This window comes from Streptomyces sp. NPDC104202 (genome assembly GCF_055584185.1).
In genome coordinates, this window is the sequence record NZ_JBVJMN010000011.1 from 1 (window position 1) to 13586 (window position 13586).

Consider the following 13586-nt stretch of genomic DNA (forward strand, 5'->3'; position numbering starts at 1 on the left):
GGGGGGCTTTCCCCCCCCCCCGCCGGGGGCGTTTCTCCCGGGGGGGGTCGGGGGGGGGGGCGGGGGGGGGTGTCGTCCCCCCCCCCCCCCCCCCCGCCGAGCAGGGACCCGGCGAGGGTGAGGGAAGCGACGGTACGTCGCAGGGTGGTGTTCACGCCCGGAGGAACGTCCGGGCACCTGAGCGGTCACGGCACCGCACCCGGATGCGGTGCCGTTCGTGTGACGGAGCCCCCCGGGGCGGTGGAAGGCCCCGGAGGATGCGAGCCGCCGGCGGACGCGCCGCCGGCGGACGGCGCGTCAGCCGGCGGTGACGGAGGCCAGGTAGGCGGACGTCTTCTCCGGGTCGAAGAAGAAGTTCTCGAAGTCGGAGGGGTCGTTGAAGCCGTTGGCGAAGCGGTCCGCGACGGGCTGGAGCCCGCCGGCCGCGCCGAGGAGGTGGAGGACGTGCTCCGGCGGCGGGGCCAGCATGGCGTTGGTCCACTTGGTGACGTGCTGGGCCGTCTGCCAGTAGCGGTCGAACGCGCCCCGCATCCACTCCTCGTCGAAGGGCCGGTCGCCCTGCTCGACGATGGCGGCGAGGTAGGCGGCGGCGCACTTGGAGGCCGAGTTGGAGCCCTGGCCGGTGATGGGGTCGTTGGCGACGACGACGTCGGCGACGCCGAGGACCAGACCGCCGCCGGGGAGCCGGCCGACGGGGTTGCGGACGGTCGGCGCGTACCGGCCGGCGAGGGTGCCGCCGGCGTCGGTCAGCTCGACCTTGGTGGCGCGCGCGTACTCCCAGGGGGTGAAGCGCTCCATCAGCTCCAGCGTCAGCGCGAGGTGCTCGGAGGGGTCCTTCACGCCCTGGAAGGCGTCGAGCGGGCCGCCGGGGACGCCCTCCCAGAAGAGGATGTCGGCGCGGCCGCCGGTGGTGAGGGTCGGCATGACGAAGAGCTCGCCGACGCCGGGGACCACGTTGCAGCGGACCGCGTCGAAGTCGGGGTGCTCGGGGCGCGGGCCGAGGCCGTGGACGTAGCTGACGGCCAGGGCGCGCTGCGGCTCGCTGTAGGGCGAACGGGAGGCGTCGCGGCCGAACATGGAGACCAGTTCGCCCTTGCCGGCGGCGACGAGCACCAGGTCGTAGCTGCGGGAGAAGTAGTCGAGGTCGCCGACGGCCACGCCGTGGATGACCAGCTGGCCGCCGCGCTGGACGAAGGTGTCCATCCAGCCGGCCATCTTCACGCGCTGGTCGACGGACTGGGCGAACCCGTCGAGCTTCCCGACCCAGTCGATCACGCGGGCGGAGTCGGGGCCGGCGACGGAGACGCCGAGGCCCTCGATGCGGGGCGCCTGGGACTCCCAGAAGTCGAGACCGAGGTCGCGCTCGTGCTGGAGCGCGGTGTGGAACATGCACTGGGTGGACATGACGCGGCCGGACCGGATCTCGTCCGCCGTCCGGTTCGACATGAGGGTGACCTCGTACCCCTGGGACTGGAGGCCGAGGGCGAGCTGGAGGCCGGACTGTCCGGCGCCGACTATGAGTATCTTCCGCATGGGTGGTGCTCCTGGCGACTGTGTGCGAGGGGGAGGCTATTCGGGGGTGGCTTCGAGCGCGTGCGCGACCATCGCGAGCAGGCTCTCGACGACGCTGTAGCGCTTGCGCGCGTCCATGATCACCACGGGTACGTGCGGAGGGACGGTCAGGGCCTCCCTGACGTCCTCCACCTCGAACACCTCGGTTCCCTCGAAGTGGTTGACGGCCACGATGTACGGAAGTCCACAGCTCTCGAAGTAGTCAAGGGCCGGGAAGCAGTCGGTGAGCCGCCGGGTGTCGGCGAGCACGATCGCGCCGATCGCGCCGCGCACCAGGTCGTCCCACATGAACCAGAAGCGCTGCTGCCCCGGAGTGCCGAAGACGTAGAGCACCAGGTCGTTGTCGAGCGTGATGCGGCCGAAGTCCATCGCGACCGTGGTCGTGAGCTTGTCGGGCGTGGCCGTGAGGTCGTCGGTCTCCTCGCTCGCCCGGGTCATCAGCGCCTCGGTCTGGAGCGGGGTGATCTCCGAGACCGCGCGGACGAAGGTGGTCTTGCCCACGCCGAAGCCGCCCGCGACCACGATCTTCGTGGCTATCGGGGCGCGCGTGTGGTCCAGCTGCCAGTCCTGGGCACCGTCCTCGGCGTCCGGGACGGGGGTGTCCGGAGCGGGGGTGTCCGGGGCGAGAGAACCGGTCCCCGGCTGTGCGGGAATGGCCGCGGCGGCCGGTGATTCGGAGACGGCGGAGGCGTCAGAGACGACGGAGTCCACTCAGCACCCTTTCGAGGAGCGCGCGGTCGGGCTGGCCGGTGCCGTGACCGGTCCCGTACACACGGATCTTTCCCTGGTCGGCCAGGTCGCTGAGCAGCACCCGGACGACCCCCAACGGCATCTTGAGGAGCGCCGAGATCTCCGCGACCGTCCGCATCCGGCGGCAGATCTCGACGATGGCCCGCATCTCCGGCATCAGCCCGCGGGCGGCGGGCCCGCCGTCGGTCAGGACCTTGCGGGCGGCGGGCGCTTCGAGCGCCGCCACGAAGGTCTCGACGAGCAGGATGTGTCCGAAGCGGGTCCGGCCGCCGGTCAGCGAGTAGGGGCGCACCCGCGCGGGGCGCCGGCCCTCTCCCCGTACCGGCAGCTTGTGGAGGTACGAGGCGGACGTCACTGGGGGCTCTCCATCGATTTGCGCAGCTCGCTGCGGACTTCGGGGGTGAGTACGTGCCCGGCGCGGCCCACGAAGAGCGCCATGTGGTACGCCACGACGCTCATGTCGCAGTCGGGCGTGGCGTGCACGCCGAGCAGCGAGCCGTCGCTGATCGACATCACGAAGACGCTGCCGTCCTCCATCGCGACCATCGTCTGCTTGACCCCGCCGCCGTCCATCAGGCGGGCGGCGCCGATGGTGAGGCTGCCGATGCCGGAGACGATCGTGGCCAGGTCCGCGCTGGAGCCGCGGGGTCCGCCTGGGCGGACCGGCTCACCGGTGACCGTCGTGGCCTGCTGGACAGCGGGGTCGGACGACAGCAGCAGCAGCCCGTCGGAGGAGACGACGGCGACCGAGCGGACGCCGGGCACCTCCTCGACCAGATTGCCCAGCAGCCATTGCAGGTTGCGGGCCTCCGTGCTCAGTCCGAACGTTCCCGTCGCGGTCAACTGCGTGCCTCCTCGCCTGAGTCCCCCGTCATCTCCTCTGTACGTGCAGTCCTTACGGCCTCACTCCGCGCCGTGTCCATCCGCTCCGTGCCCAACTCGGCCTCCACGTCACGCCGTCCGGCCTTGGCTCCCTGGTGGAAGCCACCGAGGCGCCTCCGCAGGGCCTCGGCGTCCACACCGCTCTTACGGGTGGTGGCGGTGGCGTCGGGCTGACGCACCACCTGCGGGGTGCGCTTGGGCAGGCCCTTGTCGGTGACCCTCTCCCACTGCGCGGGGCGGGGCCCGGGAACCGCCGGGTCGGCGGCCGGCACGGGGGCGGTGACCGGTCCGGGGTCGGAGGGGGCCTGGGGGTCCACGGCGTGGGCGGGCCCGGTGTCCTCGGCCGCGCGCTCGTGGGCGTCCGGCTCCGGCGGCGGGTCGGGCAGCCGGACCTGGAGCGTGGTCTCGGAGACGGACTCCCCGAGGGGAGCGGTCCCGGTGTCGTACCCCGGCTCGGGCGCGGGCTCGGGGGCGTGCTCCGGCTCGTACCGGACCTCGGGCTCGGGGGCGTACGCGGCCTCGGGCTCGGGCGTGTACGCGGCCTCGGGGGCGTACTCCGTGGCGGGCTGCGGCTCCGGCTCCGGGGCGTACGCCGGCTCGGGAGCGACGTCCGTCTGCGGCTCGGGGGCGTACGCGGGCCCGGGCGCGGGCTCCGGGGCACGGGTGACGGTCTCGCCGGCCACCTCGGCGGCGAGGACGGCGCGCTCGGCGGCCTCGACGAGGGGGTCGCGGGTGCGGGACGGCAGGGTGTTGGAGTTGGCCTCGGCCACCGAGCCGGGGAGCTGGATGGCGGGCGCGGCGCCCGCGACCCGCACGGGGTGCGAGACGGTGGCCGGGGGCGCGGCGGGGAGCAGCGGGAGCGGGAGGACGACGACGGCGGTCGTGCCGCCCGGCTGCTGCTCGCGGAGCTCGACGCGGACGCCGTGGCGGGCGGCCAGGAGGGCGATGACGCGCATGCCGAGACCCTCGCCGTCGAAGGCGTCCGGGTCGGCGTCGGCGAGCCGGGCGTTGAGCTCGGCGCACCGGTGGGCGGTCATGCCGATGCCGGAGTCCTGCACGGAGAGCATCACCTCGCCGCTCTCCAGGAGCCAGCCGGAGAGCTGGACCTCGGCGTCCGGCGGCGAGAAGGAGGTGGCGTTCTCCAGGAGTTCCGCGACGAGGTGGCTCAGGTCGTCCGCGGCGAAGCCGGCGACCTGGGCGTGCGGCGGGAGGGACTGGATGGTGACCCGCTCGTAGCGCTCGATCTCGCTGACGGCGGCGCGCAGGACGTCGACCAGCGGGACGGGCCCGGCGTGGCCGTGGACGTGCTCGTGGCCGGCGAGGACCAGCAGGTTCTCGCTGTGGCGGCGCATGACGGTGGCCATGTGGTCGAGCTTGAAGAGGGTGCCGAGGCGGTCCGGGTCCTGCTCGCGCTCCTCCAGCTTCTCGATGACGCCGAGCTGGCGCTCGACGAGCCCGAGGCTGCGCAGCGAGAGGTTGACGAAGGTGTGGTGGACCGTGGTGCGGAGCCGTTCGAGCTCGGCGGTGAGGAGGGCGACGCGGCCCTGGAGCTCGGCGCGCTGGGCGGCGAGCTCGGCGCCGACGGCCTCCTTGGCCTCGGCCAGGTCGGCCCGCTCGTCGGTGAGCCGCTCGGTGTGGGCGGCGAGGCCGGAGAGCTTGCCGTGGAGGCCGTTGAGGGAGCGGACGACCTGGGCGAACTCGTCGTTGCGGCCGGTGAAGCGGACCGGCTCCTCGGTGTGCGGCGCGGGGGCGGCGGCGAGCCGGGCGGCGCCGATGCGCAGGACGGCGAGCGGGCGCGTGAGGGTGCGGGCGACGTAGGTGGAGATGCCGATCGCGAGGAGGAGGCAGCCGCCGAGGTAGGCGATGCGCAGTTCGAGGGCGGTGACGTCGTCGTCGCGGAGCGCGGCGAGCCGCTCGACGCGCTCGGCGGAGAGGGCGGACTCGACGCCGCGCATCTGCTCGACGCGGGCGGAGAGGGCGGCGTCCAGGGCGGCCGGGTCGGTCTCGCGCTCGGACTCGCTCAGCCGGGGCTGGTCGGTGAGGGCGGACAGGGAGCGCTCGGCGCTCTTGACGTCGGGTCCGGTGACGGTGGCGGCGAGGGAGTCGCGGGCGGCGGACCCGGCGGCCTGGTCGAAGTCGCCGAGCGCGGCGAGTTCGCGGACGCGGGCCTGCTGGGCGGCGGCGCTGAGGGCGTCGCGGGCGCGCTCGGCCTCGGCGGCGCCCTCGGGCACGTCGGGGACGTAGGTGCCCGTGTCGGAGTCGTAGTGGACCTCGCCGGTGGGCTTGGGCTGCGGCACGGAGAGCGCGGCCACGAGCAGGCCGCGGCTGGCGGAGGCCTGTTCCACGGCGCGGCCGAGGGCGGCGGGGGCGCGGGTGGCCTCGGTCAGCGAGGTGTCGGCGGCGCGGGCGGGGGTCTTGTCGGCGAGCTCGTCGGCGAGGGCCTGGAGCTTGCCGATGACGTCCGAGTACGCCTTGTGGGCCTCCAGGGCGGTGCCCTTGCCGGTGAGGGCGGCACGGCGGAGGGACGGGACGCCGGCGAGGTCGCGGCGGAGCTCGGCGCCGGCGACGGGCCTGATCTCGTCGATCTGGCGGTCGACCCGGCCGGACCGGGCGTCGGTGATCTGGCGCCGGTCCTCGGCGTCGCCGGTCTGGGCGTCGCGGCCGGCGGCGACGTAGGCGACGATCTCGTCGCGCTCGTCGGCGAGGGAGTGCGCCAGGGTGACGGCCTGCCGGTCGAGTTCGGCGAGGGTGACCAGGCGCTGGGAGTCGGTCAGCTCGGCGGAGGCGGCGAGGACCGCGGGCGCTCCGGCGGCGAGGACGGTGACGCCGACGAGGGCGACGCCGGCGACGAGGCGGTTGCGGACGCGCTTGGTACGGCCGGCGGGGGGCTGGGGCTGCGTCTGCGCGGGGGACGCCGGGGTCCCGCCGGGGGTCGGCTCCGCACCGGGGGCCTGGCTCCGCGTGCCGTTGTTGCTCCGAGGCCGCTTCTTCTGCACCGGTGCTCGCATTCTTGACTCGTCCGCCCACAAAGCAGAGGTGACGACCGGTCACATGGAGCGCCCCCACCCCTGGTACGGCTTCCGACCATTCCAGCGCTTCTGGGAAGGGGGCGCGCATCGGCCGCTCCGCCACCCGAACGAGTGAACAACACTCATGAGTTGGCGAACAACTTCCCCGGGCGGTCCCGCCGGGGGCCGACGGGGCCCCGGTTGGATCTTCCGGGCGGGCTTTGGCAGGATGCCCGCCTGCAGCTCCGCGGAGGCGTCCGCCCCCTCCTTCCCGGCCCGGCCGACCCGTTGGTACAGGCCATTTCAGGTCATATGCAGGTCCCGTGAAGGAGTACGGGAAGCGGTGGTTCCGGGGCGGGCACACTGGAGCCCATGCGCAGCGACGTCGCCTCCCTCCCCGGCAGCCCCGAACGCCCCAACGAGGACTGGGCGGCCGCCGTCCTGCCCGCCGCGGGACGCGGGGGAACCGTCGTCGTGCTCGACGGCGTCACACCCCCGGCCGGGGATGACGGTTGTGTGCACACGGTGCCGTGGTTCACGGCGCGCCTCGGCGGGGCTTTGACCGAACTGTCCGCTTCCCGGCCGGACATGTCCCTGTCCGAGATCCTGTCGCGGGCAATCCGGCGCACCGCGGACGCCCATCGGGACACCTGTGACCTTTCTCACGTGCGCACGCCTCAGGCGACGGTGGTCCTCGCGCGGTGGGACGCGGACGTGGTCGAGCATCTCGTGCTGTCCGACTCGGTGCTGCTCCTGGAGGCGCCGGACGGCTCGGTCCGCGCCGTGCTCGACGACCGGCTCGACCGGGTGCCGGACGAGGTCCGGCGCTCCCTCGCGGCGACGGACCGGCTGCGGAACCGGGAGGGCGGCTTCTTCACCGCGGCGGCCGATCCGGCGGTCGCGGAGCGGGCCGTGACCGGCTCGACCCCCCGCGCGCGGGTGCGGTCGCTGGCGGCGCTCACGGACGGGGCGTCCCGCTGGGTGGAGCTGTTCGGCGCGGGCGACTGGGCGGAGTGCCTCGGCGTCCTGCGCGGGGAGGGGCCGTCGGGGCTGCTGTGCCGGGTGCGGAGCCTGGAGGCCGGGGACGCGGCGGCGGGCGGGACGCACCGGTGGAAGATCCACGACGACGCGACGGCGGTCTACGCGGAGCCGGGCGAGGGCTGAGCACCCGCCCCTCCGCCCGCCCGCGGGATCCCGTGGGCGGGGCGAGCCCGCGGGATCCCGTGGGCGGGGCGAGCCCGCGGGATCCCGTGGGCGGGGCGAGCCCGCGGGATCCCGTGGGCGGGGCGAGCGCGCGGGCGCCGGCGGTCAGCCCTCCGAGCGGACGTTGAAGTGGTGGAGCAGCCGGGCCAGTTCGGCGACCTCGGCACGGTCCCAGTCGACGAGCTTGCGGACGTACCGCTCGCGCCGGGCGTCCCGCACGTGGCGGAAGCGGTCGCGTCCCTCCTCGGTGAGGCGGACGAGGGAGGCGCGGCCGTCGGCCGGGTCGGGGTCCCGGACGACGAGGCCGAGCATCTCCAGGGCGCGCAGCTGGCGGCTCATCGTCGCCTTGCCGACCCCGAAGTACCCGGCGAGTTCGGTGGCCCGCTGGGGTCCGGCGTCGTCGAGCCGGACGAACAGGCCGTACGCGGCCGGCTCCAGCTCCGGGTGGACCTCTCGCGCCATCTCGCCGGACTGCGCCCGGGCGCGGCGCAGAAAGACGGCCAGTTCGCGTTCGAGGGCGAGGAACTCGGGGTCCACGCCGACGGGCGCGGGGACCGGGGCGCGGCCGGGCCGGTCGTCGCCGGCCGGGGGCGGGGCGGCCGTGGCGCGGCCTCCGGCCGCCGGGGTGCCGGTGCGGCCGTCGTCCGGGGCCGGCCCTTCGCTTCCCGTACCGCTTGTGTGCACGTCGGCACCTCCCACGCGTTCTCCGGCGGCCGCCCGGTGGTCCGGCCGCCGGTTTCCGGCCGCTGAAAGTTTCTTCCCGCCGCGGCCATCTCCGCAGCTCCTCCAGTATTTCGCAGGAGTAGACCAACGGCGGCATCCGGGGGCCCTTCCCCGGGTGGGTCTACGTGCGTAGCGTCGTTCCCGGCGCCAGGATGACATGTCCACACCATGCGTCATCGGCACCGTGCGCCCCCACCCCCAGCAGCTCCCCCCACCGAGCCTTTCGGAGGCACGCAATGCGTGTGCACAGATCCGGAACGACCCTGGCCGGCGCCGCCCTGGCGGCCCTGGCCCTGCTCCTGCCCCTCGCCGGTCCCGCCGGCGCCGCACAGGACCCGGGCGCCCGGGCCGTCCCCGCGCGCGGCTCCGCCTTCATGGGCATGGGCGTGATCGCCCACGACGGCGCGGGCGCCGGGCCCGCCGGCGGCGCGGCCCTGGCCGCCCAGACCGAGGGCGTCGACGTCTCCAGCCACAACGGCAACGTGGCCTGGTCCACCCTGTGGAACAGCGGCGTCAAGTGGGCCTACGTGAAGGCCACGGAGGGCACGTACTACAAGAACACCTCGTTCGACCAGCAGTACACCGGCTCCTACAACGTGGGGATGATCCGGGGGACGTACCACTTCGCCACCCCGGACACGACGGGCGGCGCCGCGCAGGCCGACTACTTCGTGAACAACGGCGGCGGCTGGTCGAAGGACGGCAGGACCCTGCCCGGCGTCCTCGACATCGAGTGGAACCCGTACGGGGCGGCCTGCTACGGCAAGACCGCGTCCGGCATGGTCACGTGGATCCGGGACTTCGTGAACCGCTACCGGACCCGCACCGGACGCGACCCGGTCATCTACACCGCCACGAGCTGGTGGAAGCAGTGCACCGGCAACTCCTCCGCGTTCGCCTCCACCAACCCGCTGTGGATCGCGCGGTACGCCTCCACGGTCGGTGAACTCCCGGCCGGCTGGGCCTACCAGACGATCTGGCAGTACACCTCGTCCGGACCGACGGTCGGGGACCACAACCACTTCAATGGCGACTACTCGCGCGTACAGGCGCTCGCCAACGGCTGACCTGCCGCTCCGCGAGGACGCACGGGCCGTGGCGGCCCCCCGGGTGTGCGGCACCCCGGGGGGCCGCCACGGCTTTTTCCACCCACCCCCTTGCCCATTGGTATGGACCAATGCGAGGCTCTGTGCCGGTCGCCCGGAAGGCAACTTCCGTGTGCCCGGCGCGCGTTGCTCGTCCCGTACTCCCCCACGCACGAGAGAGAGCCCCCGCATGGCCTCCCACCGCCGCACCACCACCGTGGCCGCCGCCACCCTGTCCGCCGCCGCGCTCGTCGGCCTCACCCCCACGGCGGCCGGCGCCCACGGAGCCGTCTTCAACCCGGTCAGCCGGGTGGCCTCCTGCTACGCCGAGGGCCCCGAGACGCCCAAGTCCCAGGTCTGCAAGGACCTCGTCGCCGACTCCGGCACCCAGCCGCTCTACGACTGGAACGAGGTCAACATCGCCAACGCCGACGGGCAGCACCGGACGATCATCCCGGACGGCAAGCTCTGCTCGGCGAACCGCGCCAAGTACCGGGCCCTGGACTGGGCCCGCACCGACTGGCCGGCCACCGCCGTCGCCGCCGGCTCCTTCGACTTCAAGGTCCGGGTGACCGCCCCCCACGCGGGCACCATGACCCTCTACATCACGAAGCCCGGCTTCGACCCGACGCAGCCCCTCAAGTGGTCGGACCTGGACGCGACCCCCGTCGCCGTCTTCCCGACCACCCGCACCTCGACCGAGGGCTACTACCAGTTCACCGGCAACCTGCCGGCCCGCACCGGCCGCCACATCGTCTACCAGGTGTGGCAGCGCAACGACAGCCCCGAGGCCTTCTACAGCTGCTCGGACGTCACCTTCGGCGCCGCGGCGGCCACGGCCGGCACGACGCAGGCCAAGGCCCCGAGCGAGGCGAAGATCGCGGCCGGGGCCGAGCTCTCCACCGTGAGCCACGCGGGCCACGGCGGCGACGAGCAGCCGCCGGCGCTCTCCTCCGAGGCCGCCGGAGCCCCCTCCTCGCCGCTCCCCCTGGCCCTGGGCGGCGCGGGCGCCGTCGCCGCCTTCGCGGCCGGCAGCCTGCTCCTGGGCCGCCGCCGGAACCCGTCCGCCTCCTGACGGCGGCACCGTCCGGCTCCCGACGCCCCGCGGCACCCCGGGGAGCCGGACACCGGCCGCCCCAGGGGGGCTTGCCGAGCCCGGCGCGAGCGGCGAGACACCCCCTGGCCGTCCCTTCCCGAGGGACGGCCTAGGAGCCGGACGAACCGAGCGGGAAGAGGGCCGTGAGCCGGGGCAGGGCCAACCCCTCCGGCCTGGTCCCCCGGGTCACCCCGTCCTCTTCCCGCTCCTCCCGGTCCTCGCGCTCCTGCTCCAGCTCCTCGACGGCGTCGAGGAACTCCTCGCCCTCGTCGTCCTCCTGACCGGTCAGCTCGTCGTAGGCGTCCTGGGCGACGTAGTCGAGCTCCTCCCACTCGGGCCACTCGTCGTCGTCCCAGACGTCGTGGTGCCGGCCCACCAGCGCCCGGACGCCGGGCACGTCGGCCAGCGCGTCCGGGTCGGCGAGCACCGACTCGTAGACCTTGCGCCCCTGGCCCACCAGCCAGAGCGTGAAGTAGTGGAAGCCGTCGTCGCTGCAGGCACCGCCCTCGACCCGGTTCGCCGCCCGCCACATCACGCGCGTGTCGGCGGCCTCGCACGCCTCCTCCAGCCGGACCTGGAACTCCACGCTCTCGGCCGCCGGGCGCCGCAGCAGCTCCGTCCGCAGCCACTCCAGCCGCTCGTCCCGTTCCCCGGTCCGGCGGCCCAACTCGTCGATGAGAGCCCAGAAGGCGTCGTCGTTCATGTGTACGAGCATGACAGCCCTCACCGACATCCGGATACGCCGGACCGGGGTGCCCCGCGGGGCACCCCGGTCCGGACGCGGAGCTACGCGGCGCGCCGCCGCGCGGGGGTCACGCGGCCACGCCCACCGGCACGGCCGCCGGGGCGAGCGCGATCTCCAGGACCTGCCGGACGTCCGTCACCGGGTGGACCTCCAGCTTCTCCAGGATCTCGGCCGGGACGTCGTCCAGGTCGGCCTCGTTCCGCTTGGGGATCACCACGGTGGTGATGCCCGCCCGGTGCGCGGCGAGGAGCTTCTGCTTCACCCCGCCGATCGGGAGCACCCGGCCGGTGAGGGAGACCTCGCCGGTCATGGCGACGTCGGTGCGGACCAGTCGGCCGCTCAGCAGGGACGCCAGCGCGGTCGTCATGGTGACGCCCGCGCTCGGGCCGTCCTTCGGCACCGCGCCCGCCGGGAAGTGGATGTGCACGCCCCGGTCCTTGAGGCCGGTGACGGGCAGTTCCAGCTCCGCGCCGTGCGAGCGGAGGAAGGAGAGCGCGATCTGCGCCGACTCCTTCATCACGTCGCCCAGCTGACCGGTGAGGGTCAGCCCGGCGGCGCCGGTCTCCGGGTCGGCGAGGGAGGCCTCGACGAAGAGCACGTCGCCGCCCGCGCCCGTGACCGCGAGCCCGGTGGCGACGCCCGGCACCGCCGTGCGCCGCTCGGCCGGGTCCTGGGCCGACTCCGGCACGTGGTGCGGGCGCCCGATGAGCTCCCTCAGGTCCTCGGGTCCGACCGTGAACGGCAGCGCGCGGTCGCCCAGTTCGTGCTGGGCGGCGATCTTCCTCAGCAGCCGGGCGATCGACCGCTCCAGGGTGCGCACGCCCGCCTCGCGGGTGTACTCGCCGGCCAGCTTCCGCAGGGCCCCGTCCGCCAGGACGACCTCGCCGGGCTCCAGGCCGGCGCGCTCCAGCTGGCGCGGGAGCAGGTGGTCGCGGGCGATGACGACCTTCTCGTCCTCGGTGTAGCCGTCGAGCCTGACCAGCTCCATGCGGTCGAGGAGGGCCTCGGGGATGGCTTCGAGGACGTTGGCCGTGGCCAGGAAGACCACGTCGGAGAGGTCGAGTTCAACCTCCAGGTAGTGGTCGCGGAAGGTGTGGTTCTGCGCCGGGTCGAGGACTTCCAGGAGGGCGGCCGCCGGGTCGCCCCGGAAGTCGGAGCCGACCTTGTCGATCTCGTCGAGCAGGACGACCGGGTTCATGGTCCCGGCCTCCTTGATCGCCCGGACGATCCGGCCGGGCAGGGCGCCGACGTAGGTCCGGCGGTGGCCGCGGATCTCGGCCTCGTCCCGGACGCCGCCGAGGGCGACCCGGACGAACTCGCGTCCCATCGCGTGCGCGACGGACTCGCCGAGGGAGGTCTTGCCGACCCCGGGCGGGCCGACGAGGGCGAGCACGGCGCCGCCGCGGCGGCCGCCGACGACGCCGAGACCCCGGTCGGAGCGCCGCTTGCGCACGGCGAGGTACTCGGTGATGCGCTCCTTCACGTCGTCGAGGCCGGCGTGCTCGGCGTCGAGGACGGCCCGGGCACCGCGGATGTCGTAGCGGTCCTCGGTCCGCTCGTTCCAGGGCAGTTCGAGGACGGTGTCGAGCCAGGTGCGGATCCAGGAGCCCTCCGGGGACTGGTCACTGGACCGCTCCAGCTTCTCGACCTCCTTGAGGGCGGCCTCGCGGACCTTCTCGGGCAGGTCGGCGGCCTCCACGCGGGCGCGGTAGTCGTCGGACTCGTCGCCCTCGGCCTCGCCGTTGAGGTCGCGGAGTTCCTTGCGGACGGCGTCGAGCTGGCGGCGGAGCAGGAACTCGCGCTGCTGCTTGTCGACGCCCTCCTGGACGTCCTTGGCGATGGTCTCGGCGACGTCCTGCTCGGCGAGGTGCTCGCGAAGCTGGGCGGTGGCGAGGCGGAGGCGGGCGACCGGGTCGGCCGTCTCCAGGAGCGCGACCTTCTGCTCGACGGTGAGGAAGGGCGAGTAGCCGGAGTTGTCGGCGAGGGCGCCGACGCCGTCGATCTGCTGGACGCGGTCGACGACCTGCCAGGCGCCGCGCTTCTTCAGCCAGCTGGTGGCGAGCGCCTTGTACTCCTTGACCAGTTCGGTCACGGAGCCGGGCAGCGGGTCGGGCAGGATCTCCTCGACCGTGCCGCCCTCGACCCACAGGGCCGCGCCGGGTCCGGTCGTCCCGGCGCCGATGCGGACGCGCCCGATGCCGCGGATCAGGGCGCCGGGGTCGCCGTCGGACAGGCGTCCCACCTGCTCGACGATGCCCAGGACGCCGGTTCCGGCGTAGGTGCCGTCGACGCGGGGCACCAGGAGCACCCGCGGCTTGCCGGCGCCGGGCCGGGCGGCGGCCTGTGCGGCCTCGACGGCGGCGCGCACCTCGGTGTCGGACAGGTCGAGCGGCACCACCATGCCGGGCAGCACGACCTCGTCGTCGAGCGGCAGCACAGGCAGTGTCAGCGGCACGGACGCCATGGACTCAGAAGCCATGATCTCCCCTTCGGCAGTCAAGTTGAGCTGTACCGACTCAATG

General features: G+C 74.1%; 11 protein-coding genes. 3 read left to right on the forward strand and 8 right to left on the reverse strand.

Annotated features, from left to right (window positions below; translation table 11 throughout):
• Positions 1-297: 297 nt before the first annotated feature.
• The 5 genes from ACZ60W_RS10155 to ACZ60W_RS10175 are packed head-to-tail and all read right to left on the reverse strand — an operon-like array spanning position 298 to position 6212.
• Positions 298-1533, reverse strand: a complete 1236-nt coding sequence (locus ACZ60W_RS10155) for a styrene monooxygenase/indole monooxygenase family protein (protein ID WP_469754890.1) — start codon at positions 1531-1533, stop codon at positions 298-300.
• Positions 1534-1569: 36 nt separating this feature from the next.
• Entirely contained in the window at positions 1570-2283 is a 714-nt protein-coding gene (locus ACZ60W_RS10160; protein WP_469754891.1) for a GTP-binding protein, read from the reverse strand.
• Positions 2264-2677, reverse strand: coding sequence for a DUF742 domain-containing protein (locus ACZ60W_RS10165; protein ID WP_469754892.1), 414 nt, complete (start codon positions 2675-2677; stop codon positions 2264-2266). Before ACZ60W_RS10165 ends, ACZ60W_RS10160 begins: the two co-directional genes overlap by 20 nt.
• Positions 2674-3165: a roadblock/LC7 domain-containing protein gene (locus tag ACZ60W_RS10170; protein WP_469754893.1), complete on the reverse strand. Its 492-nt coding sequence runs from the start codon at positions 3163-3165 to the stop codon at positions 2674-2676. The genes ACZ60W_RS10165 and ACZ60W_RS10170 overlap by 4 nt, the downstream gene beginning before the upstream one ends.
• Entirely contained in the window at positions 3162-6212 is a 3051-nt protein-coding gene (locus ACZ60W_RS10175; RefSeq protein WP_469754894.1) for a nitrate- and nitrite sensing domain-containing protein, read from the reverse strand. The genes ACZ60W_RS10170 and ACZ60W_RS10175 overlap by 4 nt, the downstream gene beginning before the upstream one ends.
• 372 nt (positions 6213-6584) lie before the next feature.
• On the opposite strand from ACZ60W_RS10175, the gene ACZ60W_RS10180 reads away from it, so the two are divergent.
• Complete coding sequence (locus ACZ60W_RS10180) at positions 6585-7376, forward strand: hypothetical protein (protein WP_469754895.1); 792 nt, start codon at positions 6585-6587, stop codon at positions 7374-7376.
• Positions 7377-7520: 144 nt separating this feature from the next.
• On the opposite strand, the gene ACZ60W_RS10185 is transcribed toward ACZ60W_RS10180, so the two are convergent.
• Entirely contained in the window at positions 7521-8099 is a 579-nt protein-coding gene (locus ACZ60W_RS10185) for a MarR family winged helix-turn-helix transcriptional regulator (RefSeq protein WP_469754896.1), read from the reverse strand.
• 275 nt (positions 8100-8374) lie between these two features.
• Here ACZ60W_RS10185 and ACZ60W_RS10190 point away from each other — a divergent pair, with 275 nt between their 5' ends.
• A complete protein-coding gene (locus ACZ60W_RS10190) occupies positions 8375-9205 on the forward strand; it encodes a lysozyme (RefSeq protein WP_469754897.1) in 831 nt (276 codons plus the stop codon).
• A 208-nt stretch (positions 9206-9413) separates the two neighbouring features.
• A complete protein-coding gene (locus tag ACZ60W_RS10195) occupies positions 9414-10298 on the forward strand; it encodes a lytic polysaccharide monooxygenase auxiliary activity family 9 protein (RefSeq protein WP_469754898.1) in 885 nt (294 codons plus the stop codon).
• Between the two features lie 130 nt (positions 10299-10428).
• Here ACZ60W_RS10195 and ACZ60W_RS10200 read toward each other — a convergent pair whose 3' ends face one another.
• Together ACZ60W_RS10200 and lon are read right to left on the reverse strand one after the other, a co-directional pair.
• The gene (locus ACZ60W_RS10200; RefSeq protein ID WP_469754899.1) at positions 10429-11022 is read right to left on the reverse strand and encodes a DUF4240 domain-containing protein; all 594 of its coding nucleotides are present in this window, start codon (positions 11020-11022) and stop codon (positions 10429-10431) included.
• Between the two features lie 109 nt (positions 11023-11131).
• The gene (gene lon / locus ACZ60W_RS10205) at positions 11132-13543 is read right to left on the reverse strand and encodes an endopeptidase La (protein WP_469754900.1); all 2412 of its coding nucleotides are present in this window, start codon (positions 13541-13543) and stop codon (positions 11132-11134) included.
• Positions 13544-13586: the final 43 nt, after the last annotated feature.

What these genes read in the sequence shown, in the direction of transcription:
- ACZ60W_RS10155 (WP_469754890.1), bottom strand. Translation starts at nt 1,533, where the DNA reads ATGCGGAAGATACTCATAGTCGGCGCCGGACAGTCCGGCCTCCAGCTC.
- ACZ60W_RS10195 (WP_469754898.1), top strand. Translation starts at nt 9,414, where the DNA reads ATGGCCTCCCACCGCCGCACCACCACCGTGGCCGCCGCCACCCTGTCC.
- ACZ60W_RS10175 (WP_469754894.1), bottom strand. Translation starts at nt 6,212, where the DNA reads ATGCGAGCACCGGTGCAGAAGAAGCGGCCTCGGAGCAACAACGGCACG.
- ACZ60W_RS10190 (WP_469754897.1), top strand. Translation starts at nt 8,375, where the DNA reads ATGCGTGTGCACAGATCCGGAACGACCCTGGCCGGCGCCGCCCTGGCG.
- ACZ60W_RS10180 (WP_469754895.1), top strand. Translation starts at nt 6,585, where the DNA reads ATGCGCAGCGACGTCGCCTCCCTCCCCGGCAGCCCCGAACGCCCCAAC.
- ACZ60W_RS10200 (WP_469754899.1), bottom strand. Translation starts at nt 11,022, where the DNA reads ATGAACGACGACGCCTTCTGGGCTCTCATCGACGAGTTGGGCCGCCGG.
- lon (WP_469754900.1), bottom strand. Translation starts at nt 13,543, where the DNA reads ATGGCTTCTGAGTCCATGGCGTCCGTGCCGCTGACACTGCCTGTGCTG.